Below are 22,364 nucleotides of genomic sequence, written 5' to 3'. Positions count from 1 at the left end.
TCCTTAACATAAAATAACGGCTATTCCCCAAGCCGCTCTTTGAAATCTCATTATACTACAATTTAGTGGTCATAACTACCAAAATCATGTATAATTTTAAAGATATGAATGGTGTGAAGATGATATATTAAAATAAGACTTTCACAAACGAAACAATAGAGGTGAACTATGACATTTTTAGAAGAAGTGCAACGTCGTCGTACGTTTGCTATCATATCTCACCCGGATGCGGGTAAAACTACATTAACAGAAAAATTACTTTTATACGGTGGTGCCATTCACTTGGCGGGGTCCGTTAAATCTCGTAAAACAGCAAAACACGCCGTATCTGACTGGATGGAGATCGAAAAACAACGTGGTATCTCTGTAACGAGTTCCGTATTGCAATTCGACTACGATGGCTGTCGTGTCAACATCCTAGATACCCCTGGTCACCAAGACTTCTCTGAAGATACATACCGTACATTGATGGCTGCCGATAGCGCTGTCATGCTTATCGACGTTGCAAAAGGTGTCGAAGCGCAAACGAAAAAACTATTTGCCGTATCTAAAGAACGCGGTATTCCTATCTTTACCTTTGTAAATAAAATTGACCATTTCGGTCGTAGCCCATTTGACTTAATGGAAGAAATCGAAAACGTTCTTGGCATTCGTACTTGCCCTATGAACTGGCCAATTGGCATCAACGGTGAATACAAAGGCGTATACGATAGAGAGCACGAAACTATCGAGCTCTTCGCAAAAGACGAAACACATGGTCAAGAAAAGTTAGCCTCTGAAAAAGGTGCTTTGACGGATCCTCGCATGAAAGAATTATTAGGTGACGACGTATATCAAGCATTGCTTGATGATATTGAATTATTAGACGTTGCTGGCGATCCATTCGATTTTGATAAGGTTCGTGCTGGTGAATTAACCCCAATGTTCTTCGGCTCCGCTATGACTAACTTTGGTGTAAAACCATTCTTGGAAAAATTCTTGGAACTGGCTCCATCCCCTGCTCCACGACAAGCCGTGGAAGAAATGGTGCAACCTACAAGCGAAGACTTCTCCGCTTTAGTATTTAAAATTCAAGCGAATATGGACCCTAATCACCACGACCGCATCGTATTTATGCGTATCTGCTCTGGTAAATTCGAAAAAGGTATGTCCGTATTACATCGCCAATCTAACAAGACGATTCGCTTGTCTCAGCCTCAACAATTCTTGGCTACCGAACGTACCATCGTAGAAGATGCATATCCTGGTGATATTATCGGGGTCTTTGATGCTGGCACAATGGGTGTAGGCGATACACTATGTGCACAAAAACACAAGGTAACATTTGGTGACTTCCCTGTGTTCCCACCAGAATTCTTCGCCCGCGTATCTCCAAAAGATACGATGAAGCGTAAGCAATTCCAAAAAGGCATGACACAGTTGGCCCAAGAAGGTGCTGTTCAAATCTTTGAACAACCAGGTGCCCTTGATTCCTTTGTCGTTGGTGCCGTAGGTATGCTTCAATTTGAAGTTCTGGAATACCGTCTAAAAAATGAATATGGTGTTGATTTATTAAATAATACATTACCATACAGTGTTGCTCGTTGGATTGATGGTGAAGTAGATATTACATCTTTAAAAGGTGTAGACAATGCGATGATCGTTAAAGATAATCGTGATCGTACTGTAGTCCTCATCTCCAATGAATGGCAAATGGGTTGGGTTCAAGAACGTAATCCTGACGTTACATTCTTAACGACCCCAAAACTTCATCACGAACTATAGTATTGACGCTTATAGCCTATCTTTCTAGATCTATACTCCGCCCTTCTAAATGCAAGATGTACTATGTAGCAGACATGAGCTTAACTGCAAATCTCAATAGTTAAGCACCCTATAAATCTCTTGATAATAACAACTGGAATATATTTCTTAATATATAAAAATTAGAAATATATTCCAGTTTATTTTTTTTATAACAGGCAGGAAAATCACAGAATTTAGTCGAATACATATAGTATGATTATGTAGGGAAGTAATTTATACTATTACTTTCTCGTATTTTTGTATATAATATAAATGTATTATAAAATGATATATACTTAATATAGTTATATATTATCTAATGGTTTTACTGTTGTTGTGAGTGTTGAAAATAAATAATATATAATTATTATACCTTATATATTCTATAGTTTTTTTCGACCATTCATGATACCATAAAATATAAGTTTTATTTTTTATTTTAAAGGAGTGATTTTATGCCACTTATTGACTTAGCGTTAGTCAACGATGTATGGACATTGAAACTGTCTATGATCCAAACTGTAGGCCTCGCTGTAATCACGTTATTCATTGGTACTTGGATTAACAAGCATTCCAAGTTCTTGCAACGTATGTGTATGCCTGCACCAGCTGTAGGGGCTTTGCCATTTGCATTCTTAACTGCCATTCTTTCTTACTATAAGATTTTGAACATTACCTTTGAAGGCTCCCTACAAACATTCTTAATGCTTGCCTTCTTTACTACTATCGGTTTGATGGCTTCTTTGAAAGTCCTCAAAAAAGGCGGTATCTTCATTATCTTCTTCTTCCTCGCTTGTGCAGTATGGATTGTTGTACAAAACACAGCAGGTATTATGATTGCTAAAGCGTTAGGTGTTGAACCAATCATCGGTATTATGGCTGGTTCCGTATCTATGATTGGTGGTCTTGGTACTGCTGGCGCCTTCGGTCCATATTACGAACAATTGCTTGGTATCCCTGGTACAGCATCCGCAGCGGTTGCTGCCGCAACATTCGGTATGGTAGCAGGTACAATTCTCGGTGCTCCTGTAGGTGAACGCATTATTAAAATGCACAAAGTTAAAACACCTTACGAAAACCCAGAGTTAATGGAAGATGAAGGCATTGACATGATTGAGGATCACGTTGAAAGTGGTGGCAAACAGTTCAATTCCCAAGATCTTTTAACAATCTGTATGTGGATTGGCCTTGCATTAGGTATCGGTACTATCGTAAGTGCTGGTTTATCTATCTTAACTCCACTTCCTGCATATATCGGCGCAATGATTTGTGCCGCAGTAATCCGTAACTACGGTGACTTCACTAAAGCTTACAAAATCAACGATGCCGCACTTGATGCAGTATCCAATGTAGCATTATCTCTATTCGTAACTATGGCTATCAATAGCTTGAAACTAGTTCAATTAATCGATCTTGCTTTACCACTTATTACAATTTTACTAGCACAATGTGTACTTATCTGTGTATTTGCATACATTATCTACTTCATCTTTGGTCGCAACTACGATGCTGTTATGCTTGGCGCTGGTGCCATCGGCTTCGGCTTAGGTGCTACACCAAATGCATTGGTTAATATGTTATCCTTAGCAAGTAAACATGGTCCATCCCCTCGTGCATGGCTCGTAGTTTCCTTGGTAGGTGCATTCTTAATCGACTTTGCTAATGCTTTCCTAATTACAACAATGGCTGGCATTCTTTACTAAATAAAAAGGACCCATTTGGGTCCTTTTTTCATGAAAAGAGCTCATTAGAATGATATGTTATCAATCTAATGAGCTCTTTTTACATTATTCTATTTAATTAAAGCAGCCCATGCATTAGCTACATCAGCAAACTCTTGAAGAGTGAATGTCTCTCCTCTTCGTTGCCCATCGATATTGGCTTTTGCTAATAGCTCTTCGATTCTGTCTTTTGATAAGCCCGTTGTTTTCATTGTATTAGCGAATGTTTTACGTCGTTGCGCAAAACCAGCTTTCACAACTCGGAAGAATAGTTTCTCGTCAATAACATCAACAGGAGGCTTGTCACGTAATACGCAGCGAATAACAGAGCTTGTTACAGCTGGAGCCGGCAAGAAAGATTTAGGCGGTACATCAAGTACAATATCTGGCTCAGTATAGTACTGTACGGCTACAGATAGTGCACCATAATCCTTTGTACCTGGCTTAGCCACCATACGTAAGGCCACCTCTTTTTGCACCATTACAACAAGGCGTTCTATCGGTAATTTACTTTCCAATAGAGACATAATAATAGGTGTTGTAATATAGTATGGCAAATTAGCAACCACTTTAAATGGTTTATGGTTCATAATGGTTGGCACATCGAGTTTCAACACATCACCATGGACAATACGTACATTATCATAAGAGGCCAACGTAGTATCTAGAACCTCTAATAAGCGACGGTCTAATTCAATGGCAGTTACATCGGCACCACTTTGTGCTAACCCCTGTGTCAATGTCCCAATACCAGGACCTACCTCTAGTACAGGTTCACCAGGTGTCAATTCCGCAGCATGTACAATTTCGTCTACAATACCTCTCTTAATAAGAAAGTTCTGCCCTAATTTCTTACTCATTTTAATATCGAAGCGTTTACATATATAATGTACTACTTCAGGGCTTGCAATTACTGATTCTAACATCTTAACTCCTATTTTAACTATTTACAGCCTCTTCAAAAGCATCTCGGCTTATACCGTAGTGATTTAAACAGTATAAAAACTGTTTCCCATTGCCATAACCAATGCCTAACTTAGCACCAATAACCGCACGGCGAGCAGCACTATCTGGCATACCTGATAACCCATGACGAACTAGATCTACCATAGAAAATTCGTTAGATGATTCCAAGGATTCTACATGTAATGTAGATAAAGCCTTTCTAATGGATTCTGGAGATGCTTGTTCTATGCCAATATCATCATTTGCAAAAGCTTCATCACGAGGGACAAAAGCATGCTGTGCATTAGGGAATTTTTTTGTTAATACGCGACGAATTCTTTCTCCTGCTGTATCAGGATCTGTTAATATGATGATACCTCGCTTTTCATAAGCTACACGAATCATATCAATAACGCCTTTACGAAGTGTAAAACCCTCTGTCGCAATACAGTCTGCTTCCACGGCTTGTGCAATACGTTGTATATCAGATTTTCCTTCTACTACGATGACTTGTTTGAGCATAGGTCCTCCTTTATTCTATTAGTACATTGTAACATATATATAACATTGCTTAAATACTTATAATCGAGTAGTATAGGTAGTGTAATATATAAAAGGAGGCCATTATGACCTTACAACAATTAAAGTATGTCACAACAATTGCAAATATAGGCAGTATTAGTGAAGCTGCTAAGAGACTCTTCGTCTCGCAACCAAGTCTAACAAAAGCTATTAAGGAATTGGAAAAGGAAATGGGCATTACCATTTTCGACCGAACCAATAAAGGGATTACTGTTTCTAAAGAAGGGGAACGTTTCCTCGGCTATGCACGCCAAGTACTAGAACAAGCCGCTTTATTGGAAGAGCAATATAAAAGCCAAAGCGGTGGTAAAAAACAATTCTCCGTTTCTACGCAACATTACTCCTTTGCAGTGAATGCCTTTGTAGAACTATTAAAAAGCGCAGGCATCGATCAATATGATGTATCCTTACGAGAAACCCAAACCTATGAAATCATCGATGACGTAGCTCATATGAAGAGTGAGATTGGTTTACTCTTCTATAATGATTTCAACAGACCTGTACTAGAGAAATTAATTCACACTAATGAATTAACATTTACAGAGTTATTTACCGCACACCCACATATTTTCATAGGCAAAAACCATCCACTAGCTAATAAAAAGGTTGTGTCTATGGACGAGTTAGAGGAATATCCTTATATCTCCTTTGAGCAAGGCGATCACAACTCCTTCTATTTCTCTGAAGAAATCTTTAGTACCGTTGTACGACCAAAACATATTCGTGTACGCGATAGAGCTTCCCTCTTTAGTTTATTACTTGGTCTAGATGGATATACCGTATCAAGTGGTGTCATAGATGAAGAAGTAAATGGGGAAAATATTATCTCTGTACCTCTTGCCGAAGAAGGTTTGATGCACATCGGTTACATTACCAATAACAAAATGCATCGCAGCCGTTTAGGGCAAGAATATATTCAAGCCTTAGAACAGTATGTAGGCAACTATGGTAGACATATTAAACTACCTGAAACAAAAGAATAATATTGTAGGATTCTTGATTATATTTCAACTGCTCTACATAATAGTTTAACTTTAAATAAAAGCACTCTCGATTTTGAACTGTACCTCGAAAAATTGTGTCCAATTTTTTGGGTACAGTTCATTTAGGAAGTGCTTTTTAATATATGTAGAAAATCTAACTACTATCAAATACGCCGAAGAAAAGCATAGGATACTCTACAATTGAGTTGATACTATATTACCTTCATATCTCGATATAACTGAAACAAAAAAAATAATCCGCTGATATAACTAAAAACTATATACAACATTAATATATTGATATTTTTATATATGCTCATCCTTAGTTATAATAAACCTATCGAATCTATCGGTTTTACCGTTTATATAAGGAGGATTATAACTATGTCCAAACAATTAGCACCATTTCATTTTGATATCGTAGGTTCCTTCCTACGCCCAGCAGAATTAAAAGAAGCTCGTGAAGCTTTTACAAAAGGAAATATTACAAGAGAAGAACTAACAGCTGTTGAAGATCGTCTCATTACAGACCTCATTCAAAAACAAAAAGCAGCAGGTCTTCCTGTTATCACTGATGGTGAATTCCGCCGTGCATACTGGCACTTAGATTTCATGTGGGGATTCAATGGCGTAAAAGAAATTGAACTTGAACACGGTTACAAATTCGTTGGACAAGAAACTGCGCCAGGCTCTCTCGCCCTTACTGGTAAAATTACAGGTACTAACCATCCATTTGTAGAGCATTTCAAATTCGTAAAACAATTTGAAGATGAACATACTACGGCTCGTCAAACAATTCCTGCTCCATCCCAATTCTTAGCTGAATTATTCCGTGAGGATAATGGTATTACAACACGCTCCTTCTACCCTGATTTAGAAGAATTAATTCAAGACATTGCTGCTGCATACCGTCAAGTAATTAAAGACCTCTATGAAGCAGGTTGCCGCAACATCCAATTTGATGATTGCACTTGGGGTATGTGCTGTGACCACGCTTACTGGACTGGTCGCCAAAAAGATAAAAACGTTACTATTGAAGGTGAAACAGCTAAATACCTTCGCTTAAATAACTTAGCACTCGAAGGTCGACCTCATGATTTGGCGTTCACAACGCATGTATGCCGTGGTAATTATAACTCTACTTGGGCTGCTAGTGGTGGTTATGAACCAGTTGCACCAATTCTATTCGCCAAAGAAAAAGTAGATGCATACTATCTAGAATTTGATGATGATCGCTCTGGTGGATTTGAACCATTGCGTGAAGTTTCTCCTAATAAAAAAGTCGTATTAGGTCTTATTACATCTAAATGCCCAGAATTAGAGGATAAAGAGGTTATCAAAGAACGTATCAAAGAAGCTACAAAATATATTCCTCTTGAAAGACTTTGCCTCTCCCCTCAATGTGGCTTCGCATCTTGTGAAATCGGCAACCAATTGACCGAAGAGCAACAATGGGCTAAACTTGCATTAGTTAAAGAAATAGCTCATGAAGTTTGGGGTGATTAAATGAATGAACATACTATATATTTAGGGGGCGGTTGTTTCTGGGGCCTTCAAGGGTATATTAGAAAAATCTCTGGCGTGATTTCCACTGAAGTAGGCTATGCCAATGGTCCTACGGAAAATCCAAGTTATGAAGATGTCTGTCATGATAGTGGTCACGTGGAAGCGCTAAAGGTTACCTACGATGCAGACATACTCTCCTTGGACCATTTGATTCAATATTTCCTACGTGCTATCGATCCATTTAGTATTAATAAACAAGGTGGCGACGTAGGTATTCAATATCGAACTGGTATTTACTATATAGATAAAGCCGATAAGGCTATTATTGAACGTACCTTAGCTCGTGCTCAATCCTTCGAAGGTAAACCATTTGCTATTGAAATATTACCTCTATCTAACTACTACTCTGCAGAGGAATATCATCAAGATTACTTAGATAAAAACCCTAACGGTTATTGTCACATTCCATTAGGCCTATCTGATGAGCCACTTATCGATGACAATGCCTATAATAAGCCTTCTGAGGAAGATCTCAAGGCTTTATCTCCTCAAGAGTTCGAAGTTACACAAAACTCTGCTACAGATGCACCATTCAGTCATGAGTTAACTGATGAATTTAAAGCAGGTCTTTATGTAGATATCACTACGGGAGAACCCCTCTTCGTGTCCGCCCATAAATTTGAGTCTCACTGTGGTTGGCCTAGCTTCATAAAGCCAATCACAAAGGATGTCATTAAATACTATCAAGATGACTCTCATGGCATGAATCGCATCGAAGTCCGCAGCCGTATTGGTAATGCGCATTTAGGCCATGTATTTGAAGATGGTCCTAATGGTTCACTTCGCTACTGTATTAACGGATCTGCTTTACGATTTATTCCTAAAGATAATTTAAAAGGTACAAAGTACGAATATTTAATTCCATATATTGAAGACTAAAAAAAGGACGCCTTAATTATAAGGCGTCCTTTTACTATATCTACTGTGATTGCTTACTAATCCTAAGATTCAATAAAAAGAGGATATACCTAATAGATATATCCTCTAAATCTTCATATTAGTCCAATACGTACACTGTAACGTCTTGACGACCAAAGTCCATAGCCTCACCATAAGAGTCCATTACAAGGTCAATTTTGTTACCCACAATGGCACCGCCTGTATCAGCAGCAATAGCTTCACCGTAACCAGGGATAAATAAACGTGTCCCCAATGGAATAACATCTGGGTCAACCGCTGCAATACCGCGTACTGCAGGTACACCCGTTGCCGTAATACCAGCACCATCACCATCGCCAGCAAGGTAAGCAGAAGCTTCCATTACGATAGCACGAGATGAGCGACCAGCAATATTACGAGATGTAGTCACTTCACGAGTACCTTCTTTAATAATAGTAGGTACCATTTCGCGTTGTGTTACTTTAGATACGTCATTTGTTTTAATAACCGTACCATTACTATATAATGTTTCACGTTGCACTCGTTCTAAACCAGGTTGACCAACTTGAACAACCTCTTCTTCACCTTGTGCCATTGTATCATCTTTTTGTCGAATTACTTGAATAGCAATTTCTTGATCAACAGTAGACAAGGATCGACTTGTTACTTGTGCAATTGTAATATGTGTACCACTTAATACAGAACCATTTGCATCGCCTACTACAGCGTAGTTAGGCATTTTGAAACCAAGTTCATTAGCAACGCCTTGTGCAGTTGTTTCTGTTGTGAAAACAGCTCTAGTCTTACCATTAACAGTTACATAAACTGGAATGGCACGTACAACAGTTAATGTTGTACCATTTTGAACAGATGTTGAGCTGGAAATAACTTTATCATTTGGATTTAATTTAACCCCGGCATCGCGTACGATACCTTCGTTAGAATTTAAATGTGTTCTAACAGTGTGTGCTGCACCATCTACCATAACGGTAACGGTTTTATCATTATAAGAAAAACCTGTCATAGTTACAGCTGTTACAATCAATCCAGCAACAACAGACGAAATATATCGTTTGTGTGTCTTATGAATTCTCATATTGTAATCCCTCCTGTAATGTAATTATTCTACTACAGATAGATATAACCTGTCAAACACCAAAGGTTAACAATAATAGATAAACCTATATAGATACTGCTTTTTTATTAATATCACTTTCTATATTTTTGTAAAAAGTCCACTGCATACGTACATATCTATATTTTTTAATACTATACAATATATTCCGAATTGTGTACATATATACGATACCACTACCATATATAGTATACCAGTTTTTTTTATAACATAAATTGTATTTTTATGTGTTTTTCAATTGTTACCAAAATTTTCTACATATCAGAAAACTTCATTTTTATCTCATTTTTAAATATGTATACATGTAAAAAAGCCTGTAAAAACAGGCTTTTTCAGTATTATATAAATGTATTAAAATTCATCATTCAACACTATGTATGAATTTCATCATTTATTCATTTTAAACATTGGTTGTAAACGCTCAATAACGGTCATCGATTCCTTGTACTCTCGAGCAATAGCTTCTTTCATAAGCTCCTCTTGAGCAGAAATTGGATGTTCTCTATCATTAATTTTACGATACGAACCATCTGCTCTCATAATATGAGCTTTTAAGGTATCTTCTAAATATAAATCTAAAATACCTTTAACGCGCTCCTTATGACATTTATCTTCAATAGGAATCATAAGTTCTACACGTTCATTTAAATTCCGTGGCATCCAGTCTGCACTAGATAGGAATAGACTTTCATTTCCCCCATTACGGAAATAAAATAAACGATGATGTTCTAAAAAACGCCCTACGACGGAACGAACCGTTATATTATCACTTACTCCAGCAATGCCAGGTCGAAGTGTACAGATACCACGAACGATGAGATCAATGCGAACACCTGCAGCAGAAGCTTCATAGAGTTTAGCGATGACTTCTTTATCGAGCAAGGAATTCATTTTGCCAATGATATAAGCCTCTTCTCCCTGTTTTGCGAATTCAATTTCACGATCAATCAATTCCATTATTTTTTCCCGCAAATTTAAAGGGGCTACAATAAATTTATTCCAAATTGGAGGATCGGAATAGCCGGAAATTAAATTAAAGAAACGAGATGCATCATCACCATATTCGTCATTACATGTGAATATGCCACAGTCCGTATACATTCGTGCCGTCTTACCATTATAGTTACCTGTAGCTAGGTGAACATAACGTCTAATACCGGTATCTTCTCTACGAACAACCATGGTAATCTTGGAGTGAGTTTTAAGACCTTTCAAGCCATAAATAACATGACAGCCAGCCTTTTCTAAGCGGCGTGCCATATGAATATTATTTTCTTCATCAAACCGTGCTTTAACCTCCATAAGTACGGTTACTTGCTTGCCATTATCGGCCGCTTTTATAAGTGAAGCTATAATAGGCGAATCGCCACTGACGCGATATAAAGTTTGTTTAATAGCCAATACATCTGGATCCGTAGCTGCTTGTGCTATAAATTGTTCTACCACCGCAAAAGACTCAAAGGGATGGTGAACAAATAAGTCTTGCTTTCCAATAACAGAGAATAGACTTTCCCCTTCATGATCTACTAATTCACTAGGAAGTTTAGGTTCAAATGGAGCATAACGAAGATGATCTAGACCTGGATAGTTACAGAAATCAAAATACATACGACAATCAAGATGACCATCTATACGATATACATCCTTTGGCTCTAATTCAACACTGGTGAGTACAAAGTCTAACAGATTATCCTTTACATCACCACAAACCTCTAATCGTACCGCATCACCACGACGTCGACGACGCAAAGATGCTTCTACCTCAGAAAGCAAATCTGTTGCTTCTTCTTCATCAATTTCCAAATCCGCATCACGAGTTATACGGAACACCATAAAATCTTCTATACCATAACCTTGGAAGAATTGAGTCGCATAATAGGTAATCACATCCTCCAAATATACAAAGCGATGCTCTTTATTGCTACGGCTAGGTATTTCAATAATACGATTTAGTACAGACGGAATTGGTAAGATTGCAATTTTATAATCTTTTGTACCATCCGGCAATACTTGAAAAATACGTACAATAGCATTGATGGTATGGTTTGTTAAAAATGGAAATGGATGTCCAGAGTCAACGGCTAGAGGCGTTACAACAGGGTAGATATGTTCTTCAAAATAGTGACGTAACCAAGCCTTTGATTTTACGTCTAACTGATCTGGATAGGTAAAATAAAATCCATGAGATTCTAATTCAGACAATACATTCTTTAGATATGTACTTTGCATCGATACGAGGCGCTGTACAGACTCATCAATAGCCTTTAACTGTGCCTTAGCATCCATATGAGCCGCATCGTACTTAACAATACCATTGACCACTTGATGACGTAACCCGGCTACACGAATCATAAAGAACTCATCTAAATTAGAGCTAGCAATAGCAATAAATCGAAGTCGTTCTAATAGAGGAGTATTGGTATCAATAGACTCTAATAAAACGCGCTGATTAAACTTTAACCAAGATAATTCACGGTTAAAATAATACTTTGCATTACTGAACATGACGATCCCCTCCCCTAACTAGTACGATTTCCATACCAAATACCTCTGTAAAGTATTCCGAATCACGGTCAAAGGTCCACCATTCTAATGAAATATCCTCATTAGTACGACAGAATACATAAAGTACATTATCTCGCTCTTCTAATGTTACTTCAGAGATTTTTTGGTTACTACCTGCATCAAGTGCACAAGCGACCCGAATAATGGCTACCAGCTTTGTAACTTGAATTTTTTGTAACTCTGTTAATGCATTGAAATATGCATCGTCATCATTTGGAGTTCCCTTGTAGTGGTAATATACAACATTAGCAACTACTTGTTTTTCTTCTTCTGAAAGCCCAAATATATCGGTCCCCATTACAATATGATACGCATGCTCCCCATGATTTCGTAAATTCACAAACTTACCGACAGAGCAAAGGATAGCTGCGATACGACATAGATAGCCCCACCGCTCTGGTAAGCCTTTATGTCGCAATGCTTTACAGAATAAAGAGCTAAATTTCTCTACCTCCGCATCATGAATTCGGTCAGTATGATATCTTGCGGCAACAGCACGTGCTAACTGTGCATTTTGTTCGCGCAATTGATACATAAATAGATTATTCTCGGTTTCCACACCGTAGAACCAACTAATGCCTTGAGAGAATGAAAAGCTACTGAAAATTAATGATTTAGGCTCTATAGCTGTAATGATTTCATTAAACAAAATCATGGTAGGCATTAAAATATTGGCCTTATATTCAGGTAATTTATAGCGATTCATCAACTTAGTAGCTGTCACACCGTCAAAAGAATTGATAAGCCCTTTGAATCGTTCTGGTTCAACAGTAATAATGTCTTCTTTATTATTTTCTTGCCCCATTAAATGAGTCATATATTGAGCTTCATCACCTGATAAGACGATGCTATCAATATTAAAAGTTTGTAATTCTTCACGAAGAGGACCTATCATACGATGTAAGTATTCTGTAATAGCCCTTGGGAATGATATGGAAGACCGTTGATTTCGATTAAATGACTCCATAACACGTAAGGACCCGCTATGCATATTGCGTTGGAACAGCAAACTTTCACCACGCCACACAGTTAAGCCTACCCCACCAGAGGTGATATCCAAGAATAATGTTGCCTTAGTAGGATCCGTCAGTTTATATTGATGCGTCATTTTGTAATACAACAAAGCATATTTGTAATATACCTCTTTCGGCATATCGATGACCTCAACGCGCATCCCCGTTTGAATGTAGATTTGATCTAGAATACTGCGACGATTAGCGGCTTCACGAATTACAGTCGTACCATATAGCTTAGAACGACTCACGCCATAGTCTGCCATTAGTTGCTTATATCCTTTTAAAATATGACAGATTTCTTCAATTGTTTTAAAGCTCAATCGAGATGTTTGAAATAATTCTTCTCCAAAGGTTACCTCTCTCGCCGCATAATCGATAACACGTACATCGTCTATGCCTTTATATTCTAATATGGTAATGCTCATGCTACTAGAGCCGACATGTAATACCGCATATCGTAATGTTTTTGGTAATGTCATTATGCCTCCTTACGAGATTCATGCCATTCTATTTCTAAGGATTTGTTGAATTCTTTTTTGAATGATTTTGAAAGTTTTTCTACCGCCGTTTTAGTGACACTCACATCGCGTCCTTCTAAATAAAACACTTTTATAACTACACTAGTGTATTTAATATTTACCTCTAACTGTTTGATAAATTGTTCGTGGCTTTCATCAAGAGCCTCTGCAATCGCTAAAATAATAGAAAGCTTTTGACCTAATGAGCGTTGTTCTTGATCTAACAATTTACCATATAAGAAATTCTTATATTCCTTTGGCGTCAAACCATGAGAATTCATGACTAAAAAAGCACTAAACGCCTGTTCAACATGAGAAATCCCATATAAATTACTATTGACGAGCATATAACAGCCATGACGAGCATGACTATAATAATTAACTCGTTTACCTATATCATGCAACAACCCCGCTGCAATCAAACATCGTCTAAAATGCTTATCGGCCTTATGAAGTGGCTCTAACGCATCATATAAAGTGGTGGCTAATTTCGTAATATACTTAGCATGTACTAGCTCATGCTTTGTCATACCTAATAGTACATTCTCTGCAGAATGAACGAGAATATCATCAATAATATTCTGTCCACCTAAATAATGATTTCCATAATAATCGTAAAACAAACCTTCACGCAATCCACAACCGCCCACAACAAGAGTCTTTGTATTAACATAATTAAAAAGCTCATCCACAATAGTAAGTCCTGCAATAATTATGTCGGCACGCTCAGATGATAGGCCACTAATTTTTTTACGGGCTTCTAAGGATTTTCCCTTTACATCTTCTAAGATTTCATGAAATCTATGATATGGTAGCTCATAGTTATGTAGTTTCGTAATGGGATATGATAGCTTACGTTGATCTATTTTAGCAATATTACGAGCTGTACCGCCAATGCCTAACAAAGGTAGTTTCACATTTTGAAGCCAAGTATGCTCCCTAATAGTTTTCTTTACAGCCTTTGTCATTTTTTCTAGTTCCTTAGGGGTATACTCATCGCCCTTTTGATAGGTTCCAGTTAAAGTAAGTGCCCCTATAGGTAAACTAGCAGCCTTCACAATCTGTCGATTTTTTACTAACGTTACCTCGGTACTAGCTCCGCCTAAATCGAAGATAATAAAATCTTTAAGACCAATTGTATTGATTACCCCAAGGAATCCAAGTCGAGCCTCTTCTTCACCGGCAATACAGTCTAAATCGAGACCTGTTCGTTCTTTTACGGCTTTAATAAAAGCATCTCCATTTTTAGCTAAACGTACTGCAGCCGTAGCAACAGCTTTTATGGTATCTACCTCCATAGCGTCAGCCATATGAACAAAGCCTTTTAAAGCACGAAGAGAGCGTTCCATAGCTTCTTTTGTTAACTCATGGGTGCCCCACATATTTTCACTTAAACGGACACTCTCTTTTTCTTGGTATATGAGACGATAACTACCGGTCTTAGAAATCTCATAGATGACAAAACGAACGGAGTTGGATCCTAAATCTATAAATGCAATACGTTTCATGCTACTAACCTCGACTTACTATAGTTCAGTATGAATATACTTTAGTATACCATAGAAAAACGCGATTCTCACCGCTAAGGGAGAATCGCGTTTTATAATTTATGATTCTAATAATTCTGAATAGATATCCTAAGAATTAGAACAATGCCATTAGACATTTACAATATTTTATTTATCAGCATTTATGTTGACTAGTATCAAAATTACTCTATACCGAATACACGTTTACCATTATTATAGGTAATCTCACAGAACTCATCTACATCCATACCTTTAAGGGTAGCAATTTCCTCTGCTACAAACTGAGTCTTGCTTGGGTCATTGCGACGGCCTCTAAATGGTGGTGGTGTCAAATATGGTGAATCTGTTTCGATAAGAATTCGATCTAATGGTACTTGTTTAGCTACTTCTTTAAGGTTTGTAGACTTAGGGAATACTACAGGGCCCGCAAAGGATATGTAGAATCCTAATTTAATAGCTTCTTTTGCCATTTCCCAGCTACCAGAGTAGCAGTGGAAAATACCCCAATTATCCTTACCTTCATTGCGCAAGATATTCATAATATCCCCATGTGCATCGCGGTCATGAATGATAATTGGTAAATCTACTTCACGAGCAAGCTCTAATTGACAAATGAATACGCGTTTTTGTGTTTCACGGTCAGAAAAATCATAGTAATAATCTAAGCCAATTTCACCGATAGCACGTACTTTATCATTATTAAGGGCTTGATCCTTATAGAACTCATAGTCTTCTTCTGTAAAATCTTTCGACTCATGAGGATGTGTACCTACAGCGGCATATAAACGATCATACTGTTCCGCCAAAGCTAGGCCTGATTCAACAGTACCTCTGTCAACCCCTGGAATCATAATATATTCTACGCCTGCATCAAAGCAAGCTTGTAACATCTCATCACGGTCGTTATCAAAACGACCGTCATTTACATGAGCATGTGAATCAAAGAGCTTCATTATTTAACCACACTTCCTGCTGGTAAAGATTCGATATTTGTTACTTCTAAATGTTCTTCCCAATCAGATGCGGACAAAATCATACCATAAGACTCAATGCCCATCATCTTTTTAGGAGCCAAGTTAGCCAAGTAAATTACCTTTTTACCAACCATAGCTTCTGGTTCATAATATTGAGAAATACCGCTTAATACTGTGCGTTCTTCAATACCGATATCCAATACAAATTTCAATAATTTCTTGGACTTAGGAACCTTTTCACAGCTTACAACTTTTGCTACACGAAGATCTAATTTTTCAAAATCATCGTACGTAATGTTTTCTTTTAATGATGGAATATTAGATGTGTCTACAGCTTCTTCAATCTTCTCTTCCACAACAACTTCTACCATTTCAGGAATTTCAAAACGTGGGTAAATAGGATCACCTTTTACAACCTTTGTACCTATTGGAATTAAGCCCCAAACTTTTGCATCCTCCAGAGTAGCATCTGTAAATCCTGCAAGTCCTAATTGATCCCAGATTTTTGGAGCACCTACAGGGATAACAGGACTTACTAAGATTGCAATGATACGCAATGCTTCTGCCAAGTGATACATAGCAGATTGCAAGCGTGCTTTGTCATGAGCATCTTCAGATTTAGCCAATACCCAAGGCATTGTTTCATCAATATATTTATTCATGCGACCAATAAAGGACCATACAGTTTTGATTGCTTTATTAAGTTCCATATTTTCCATGGCTGCTTCAAACTCTTTTGCAGTTTGAACAGCTAATGTAGATACATCACGGTCCAAATCATCCATATCATCGCATTTTGTAATCACACCACCATGGTATTTTTCAATCATAGCAATGGTACGGTTCAACAAGTTACCCAAATCATTGGATAAATCGGCATTAATTTTTGTCACAAAGTTAGGCAATGTAAAGTTACCATCATTACCGAGCGTAATTTCACTTAATAAATAGTAACGTAAGGAATCTGCCCCATATGTATCGATTAATGGAATAGGATCGATAACATTACCTAAGGATTTACTCATTTTAGTGCCGTCAACGATCATCCAGCCGTGGCCAAATACCTTTTTAGGTAATGGCAACTCAAGACTCATGAGCATCATAGGCCAAATAATTGTATGGAAACGTACAATCTCCTTACCTACTAAGTGAAGATCTGCTGGCCAGTATTTTTTATATAATTCACCATCACCATCAAATGGAGAGAGTGCACTAATATAGTTTACTAATGCATCGAACCAAACATATACGACATGTTTAGGATCAAATGGTACCTTGATACCCCAGTCAAAGGATGTACGAGATACAGCTAAATCTTCAAGGCCTTGTTTTACGAATTGGATCATTTCGTTACGACGAGATTCAGGTTGAATAAAATCAGGGTTTTCTTCGATAAATTTCAACCATTGATCTGTATATTTACCGAGTTTGAAGAAATAACTTTCCTCTTTAACGCGCTCTACGGGGCGACCACAATCTGGACATGTATGATTTTCACCTAGCTTTTGCTCAGTCCAGAATGTTTCACAAGGTGTACAATACCAACCTTCATACTCAGCCTTGTAAATATCGCCTTTTTCATACGCTTTAGTGAAAAGCTCTTGTACTACCTTCTCATGGCGTTCATCAGTAGTACGAATGAAGTCATCGTTGGAAATATGCATTTTTTCCCACAATGCTTTAAAGCCGTTTACGATATTTGTAGTATATTCAAGAGGTGTAATACCTTGAGCTTCTGCAGCGCGTTGAATTTTTTGACCGTGTTCATCAGAACCTGTCAAGAAACGTACATCATAACCAGCTAAACGTTTAAAGCGTGCAATTGTATCGGCTACAGATGTACAATAGGTATGACCAATGTGCAACTTAGCACTTGGATAATAAATTGGTGTCGTAATATAATACGTTTTTTTTGTGTCTCCCATGATGAGTCTCCTTCTAACCTTCGAATGGGAAGGTTTAACGTTCTACAATATTATATACATCCCGGCGGGAAACGTTAAAACGTTTTGCCACCTGGCGAATTGCTTCTTTTTTTTGCACCCCTGCATCCACAAGGGCTTGTACAGCATCTACATACGATACTGGTTCATCCAAAACTTCACCAGTATCGGACTCAATCGTATCAGCGCCACCTACGATGAGAACAAATTCCCCTTTATAGGTGAGCTGATTCAAATCATTTACAAGGTTTTCCAAATCGGTGCGCACAAAGGTTTCAAACTTCTTCGTTAATTCTCTTGCCACCGTTATGGACCGATTGCCAAAGGATTCATACATATCTTGTAAGACCTCTTGCAATCGATGGGGTGCTTCGTAAAACATCAAGGTGCCCGTTACCTGTGAAAGTCGTTGTAATTCTTCAACTCGATGTTTCCCCCGCTTCGGTAAGAACCCTGCAAAGGTAAAGGATTTAGTATCTAAGCCAGATGCGATGAGTGCGGTCAGTGCCGCATTAGCACCAGGCAAGGGCACTACGGTTATGCCTTTTTCAATAGCCTTCGTTACTAGGTCAGCCCCAGGATCAGATATAGCAGGCATGCCCGCATCACTAACGCAGGCAATGGACTGGCCTTCTAATAAAAGCTCCATAATATAAGCACCCTTTTCTTCCTTATTATGTTCATGATAGGAAATCAAAGGCTTCTTAATATCAAAATATTTTAATAATATACCCGTATGACGCGTATCTTCAGCAGCGATAGCATCTACTTCGCCTAAGATACGAACTGCGCGATACGTCATATCTTCTAAATTACCAATCGGTGTAGGCACCAAGTATAAGGTGCCCCATTCGTTATCGTTCATACCAAGAGGACACCTCCTTTGTGTACACATTTGGTTTCTCATAAACGATTAGTGGTGGTTCTAATACAAGGCCAGCCTGCCCTTGATAGATAGCTTCTATTAGCACGAGTTTCGCTGGTTTATCTATCATACCGTGAATAAACCGAATGCGCTTAGCTTGAAAGTTAGCTGCTTCCAGTTCATGTAGCACATATTGGAGGCGACTAGCGCTATAAATCATCCACAAGCGACCTTTACACTTAATAAAGGACCGCACTGCATTCAGAACCTCTTGTAACGATGTATGTTCATCATGAAGAGCTACAGCTCTTTCATCAGAAGTAGGCATTGCCCCACTTTCACAATCATAAAAGGGCGGATTTATAATAACACCATCAAATGGTTTGTCCTGTACATCGCGATACGACATGTGCCGATAATCACCACATACCATAGTTACCACATCTTCTTTATGATTGTGCGCTACACTGCGCTGAGCTAACTTGATAAGGGTTTCGTTAATATCAATACCCGTTATATGGCCTGCCCCTAGGGATGTGCCTATAAGTGGCATAACACCTGTTCCCGTGCCAAGGTCAACATAGGATTTACGACCATTGAAACGGCAAAAGTGAATGAGTGCAATGGCATCAAAGGAAAAGCAAAACATATCCGTCCGTTGATAAATTTGTAATCCATCTATAATTAAATCATCAAGTCGTTCTTGATCATTCATCAGGCAATGCCACCTCAGACCATTTTAAATCGATGGTACGACCCGCTTCAAGCTGTACCTTCACAGTATGTTTATGGTGATTTACCTTTAAGACCTTACCAATACCTTCATCGGTAACGACCTCTTTACCAATCCCTGGAGGTGCTACATCTTGAGGAGCTTGAGGGCGTTCCTTCTTAACATATAGGTCGCCACCCTTTTTATATAAATCATCTTCATAGTTAAGGCAACACATCAAGCGGCCACATACACCAGAAATTTTCGTAGGGTTTAGGCTCAAATTTTGATCCTTAGCCATGCGAATTGATACAGGTGTGAAATCACCTAAGAAATTAGAACAGCATAAAGGTCGACCACAAGCGCCGATACCATTTAGGACCTTAGCCTCATCACGAACGCCTACTTGGCGTAACTCAATACGTGTTCTAAATACAGTGGCTAAATCCTTAACAAGCTCACGGAAGTCGATACGACCATCCGCTGTAAAGAAGAATATAATTTTATTCATATCAAATGTGTATTCCACATTGATGAGTTTCATCGGCAACTTACGTTTACCAATTTTTTCGAGACAAATTTCAAAGGCTTTTTCTTCGCGCTCTTTATTCTTCTCGATTTGTTTTAAGTCCTTTGGTGTTGCCTTTCTAATAACAGGCTTAACAGGAGCTACAACAGTATCTTCAAAGACCTCTTTAGGTCCAATCACAACAGTACCGTATTCGACGCCACGTGCCGTCTCAACGATAACCCCATCACCAACGGATAGTTCTAATTGTTCAGGCAGAAAATAGTAAATCTTCCCCGCCTTTTTAAAGCGTACGCCAACTATGGTTAGCATTTAGTCCTCCTCCCGAGCATCATGAAGGGCGATACAAAGACCGTCCACCACGAGAGCGGTTTTTATATGTAAACGCAAAGCCCGTTCTGCTTGCAATGTTTCAGTAATCACCTTATTCAAAGCTTGCATAGACCAGCGCGGTAATAATCGTAATAATTGAGTTTTGTACATAGGTACTTGTAATTGTCCATCTTGTGCACCCATCTTAAGAGCCATCATATCTCTACTTACGAGACGCAACCAGTTCATCAACTCTGTTAGGCTTTCACGAGGCAAACTTTCACAAGCTAAGGAAATCATAGAAAACCATCGCGTTTCAAAGGCAAGGGTGTCCATTACCTTAACGGCTAACTCAAGCATTTCAATGCGACCTTGCGTAGCCAATTTTTCTACTAACTGCGGATTACCATGACCGGCTAATAAAGCTTGTTCAATATCACCTGTGATGCCACGCTCTACAAGGGCTGTGCGAATCGTATCTATATCAACACTGTTAAATCCTACGCCCATACATCTTGAAATGATGGTTGGCAATACAGTATTAATCTTGTTCGTAATAATAATGAAATATACCTGCTCAGGTGGTTCTTCAATGGTTTTTAGCATAGCATTTGCCATGACTGCATTGGCCGTGTGAAAGTCCTCCACAATGACAACGCGGTTACCATTCCCCGCTACTGACAGATGATCTTGCAATAATGAATACCACTGCTCTACCTTTAGTGTCGTCTTCATAGGGCGAATCCAAAAGGCATCTCCCTTATCCATATAGATAGGTAAACCTTCTGCTTCGATGCGTTTTTCCGTCTCACCATTGGCAAGACGTGCTTCTTTTACATCTGCTAAATACGCTTCTCCCTTTGGTTGAGAAAATACTTGGCGTCCCAACAATAGAGACGCAAGACCTATGGCCATATCTAGCTTGCCAAGACCTGCTTCACCATAAAACAAAAGGCTATGCGGTAATGCATTACGACTTACAAGTTCCGATAGGTGTGCCTTGATCGAATCTTGACCAATTATAGAATCAAAATATGTCATAGCCCCTCCTATCAATACATGCTCAATATTAATATTATATAAGAAAAAGGCGACTTTTAAAAGAGTCGCCCTATCCTAAGGTAGTAGATTTACTACTGCTTGATATACATCGTTATGAATGTCTTCAATGGTACGTAACACATATTGACCAGCACCATCTTTAATAGCACAAGGAATACGGTGCCATTGATAGCGTTCTACTAGCTCTTCATAAGCATCGTGAACAGCTACTAAATACTGATGATTTCCTTCATGAATATCCCCTGTATTACCTCCCGTTTTACCAGTGCGCTCTGCCATAAGGGCTTCACTCACTTCAAGAGGCATATCTAAGAGACATACTGCATCAGGTGTAGGCAAGCCAAATTTATTAAACTCAAAGTCTTCAAGCCAATCTAAAAATGCAGTACGTTCCTTCTGATCGTCGTATTTTACCATTTGGTGCACCATATTAGATGTCGTATAACGATCTGCAATGATGATGCCCCCATTTGTATAGAACTCTTCCCAATCAGTTCTAAAGGAAGCAAAGCGATCGATAGCGTACATGGAGCTTGCCACATAAGGATTTACATCATGCACATCTTTGCCAAATTCTCCAGCTAGATACATTTTTATAGGCATAGCAGCACCGCTATCATAATTCGGAAAGCTTACAGATTTAACTGCATGACCTTCCTTGGTTAATCGCTCTACTAATAGTTTAGTTTGCGTAGCCTTACCGCTGCCATCTCCACCTTCTAGTATGATTAAAGTCCCCATAA

At 38.4% G+C, this 22,364-nt stretch carries 18 protein-coding genes; 5 read left to right on the top strand and 13 right to left on the bottom strand.

All coding sequences use genetic code 11. The annotated features are described in order from the left end of the window. Positions 1-168 precede the first annotated feature (168 nt). On the top strand, positions 169-1,764 hold the full coding sequence (locus ACDF53_RS06820; RefSeq protein WP_370815816.1) for a peptide chain release factor 3: 1,596 nt from the start codon (positions 169-171) through the stop codon (positions 1,762-1,764). A gap of 476 nt (positions 1,765-2,240) precedes the next feature. Further along, positions 2,241-3,488, top strand: coding sequence for a sodium/glutamate symporter (locus tag ACDF53_RS06815; RefSeq protein WP_370815815.1), 1,248 nt, complete (start codon positions 2,241-2,243; stop codon positions 3,486-3,488). An 89-nt stretch (positions 3,489-3,577) separates the two neighbouring features. Here the strand turns inward: ACDF53_RS06815 and rsmA are convergent, their stop codons facing one another. Further along, positions 3,578-4,432, bottom strand: a complete 855-nt coding sequence (rsmA, locus tag ACDF53_RS06810; RefSeq protein WP_005387099.1) for a 16S rRNA (adenine(1518)-N(6)/adenine(1519)-N(6))-dimethyltransferase RsmA — start codon at positions 4,430-4,432, stop codon at positions 3,578-3,580. Positions 4,433-4,445: 13 nt separating this feature from the next. Then, positions 4,446-4,973: a ribonuclease M5 gene (rnmV, locus tag ACDF53_RS06805; protein WP_370815814.1), complete on the bottom strand. Its 528-nt coding sequence runs from the start codon at positions 4,971-4,973 to the stop codon at positions 4,446-4,448. A gap of 104 nt (positions 4,974-5,077) precedes the next feature. On the opposite strand from rnmV, the gene ACDF53_RS06800 reads away from it, so the two are divergent. From ACDF53_RS06800 to msrB, 3 genes are all read left to right on the top strand, one after another. Then, positions 5,078-6,016: a LysR family transcriptional regulator gene (locus ACDF53_RS06800; RefSeq protein ID WP_370815813.1), complete on the top strand. Its 939-nt coding sequence runs from the start codon at positions 5,078-5,080 to the stop codon at positions 6,014-6,016. A gap of 384 nt (positions 6,017-6,400) precedes the next feature. Continuing rightward, positions 6,401-7,522, top strand: coding sequence for a 5-methyltetrahydropteroyltriglutamate--homocysteine S-methyltransferase (locus ACDF53_RS06795; RefSeq protein ID WP_370815812.1), 1,122 nt, complete (start codon positions 6,401-6,403; stop codon positions 7,520-7,522). Beyond that, positions 7,523-8,461: a peptide-methionine (R)-S-oxide reductase MsrB gene (msrB, locus tag ACDF53_RS06790; protein WP_370815811.1), complete on the top strand. Its 939-nt coding sequence runs from the start codon at positions 7,523-7,525 to the stop codon at positions 8,459-8,461. A 118-nt stretch (positions 8,462-8,579) separates the two neighbouring features. Here msrB and ACDF53_RS06785 read toward each other — a convergent pair whose 3' ends face one another. From ACDF53_RS06785 to ACDF53_RS06735, 11 genes are all read right to left on the bottom strand, one after another. Further along, positions 8,580-9,557 carry a 3D domain-containing protein gene (locus ACDF53_RS06785; protein WP_005387109.1) on the bottom strand — a complete coding sequence of 326 codons (978 nt, stop codon included), beginning with the start codon at positions 9,555-9,557 and terminating at the stop codon, positions 8,580-8,582. A 426-nt stretch (positions 9,558-9,983) separates the two neighbouring features. Beyond that, positions 9,984-12,101, bottom strand: coding sequence for a polyphosphate kinase 1 (gene ppk1 / locus ACDF53_RS06780; RefSeq protein ID WP_370815810.1), 2,118 nt, complete (start codon positions 12,099-12,101; stop codon positions 9,984-9,986). After that, positions 12,091-13,656, bottom strand: a complete 1,566-nt coding sequence (locus tag ACDF53_RS06775; RefSeq protein ID WP_370815809.1) for a Ppx/GppA phosphatase family protein — start codon at positions 13,654-13,656, stop codon at positions 12,091-12,093. The genes ppk1 and ACDF53_RS06775 overlap by 11 nt, the downstream gene beginning before the upstream one ends. Next, the gene (gene ppx / locus ACDF53_RS06770) at positions 13,656-15,203 is read right to left on the bottom strand and encodes an exopolyphosphatase (protein WP_370815808.1); all 1,548 of its coding nucleotides are present in this window, start codon (positions 15,201-15,203) and stop codon (positions 13,656-13,658) included. Before ppx ends, ACDF53_RS06775 begins: the two co-directional genes overlap by 1 nt. Positions 15,204-15,406: 203 nt before the next feature. Beyond that, positions 15,407-16,177 (bottom strand): TatD family hydrolase, encoded by a 771-nt coding sequence (locus tag ACDF53_RS06765; RefSeq protein ID WP_370815807.1) that lies wholly within the window; start codon positions 16,175-16,177, stop codon positions 15,407-15,409. Beyond that, positions 16,177-18,123 carry a methionine--tRNA ligase gene (gene metG / locus ACDF53_RS06760; RefSeq protein ID WP_370815806.1) on the bottom strand — a complete coding sequence of 649 codons (1,947 nt, stop codon included), beginning with the start codon at positions 18,121-18,123 and terminating at the stop codon, positions 16,177-16,179. The genes ACDF53_RS06765 and metG overlap by 1 nt, the downstream gene beginning before the upstream one ends. A gap of 34 nt (positions 18,124-18,157) precedes the next feature. Beyond that, positions 18,158-19,006 (bottom strand): 16S rRNA (cytidine(1402)-2'-O)-methyltransferase, encoded by an 849-nt coding sequence (rsmI, locus tag ACDF53_RS06755; RefSeq protein ID WP_370815805.1) that lies wholly within the window; start codon positions 19,004-19,006, stop codon positions 18,158-18,160. Continuing rightward, on the bottom strand, positions 18,996-19,721 hold the full coding sequence (locus ACDF53_RS06750; RefSeq protein ID WP_370815804.1) for a tRNA1(Val) (adenine(37)-N6)-methyltransferase: 726 nt from the start codon (positions 19,719-19,721) through the stop codon (positions 18,996-18,998). The genes rsmI and ACDF53_RS06750 overlap by 11 nt, the downstream gene beginning before the upstream one ends. Then, complete coding sequence (locus ACDF53_RS06745; RefSeq protein WP_119206858.1) at positions 19,714-20,559, bottom strand: stage 0 sporulation family protein; 846 nt, start codon at positions 20,557-20,559, stop codon at positions 19,714-19,716. Before ACDF53_RS06745 ends, ACDF53_RS06750 begins: the two co-directional genes overlap by 8 nt. Then, positions 20,560-21,600, bottom strand: coding sequence for an ATP-binding protein (locus tag ACDF53_RS06740; protein WP_370815803.1), 1,041 nt, complete (start codon positions 21,598-21,600; stop codon positions 20,560-20,562). A gap of 75 nt (positions 21,601-21,675) precedes the next feature. Next, on the bottom strand, positions 21,676-22,362 hold the full coding sequence (locus tag ACDF53_RS06735) for a dTMP kinase (protein ID WP_370815802.1): 687 nt from the start codon (positions 22,360-22,362) through the stop codon (positions 21,676-21,678). Positions 22,363-22,364: the final 2 nt, after the last annotated feature.

The sequence above is a fragment of the Veillonella sp. genome (genome assembly GCF_041333735.1).
GTDB lineage: Bacteria > Bacillota > Negativicutes > Veillonellales > Veillonellaceae > Veillonella.
This window is presented reverse-complemented; position numbering and strand designations above follow the sequence as displayed.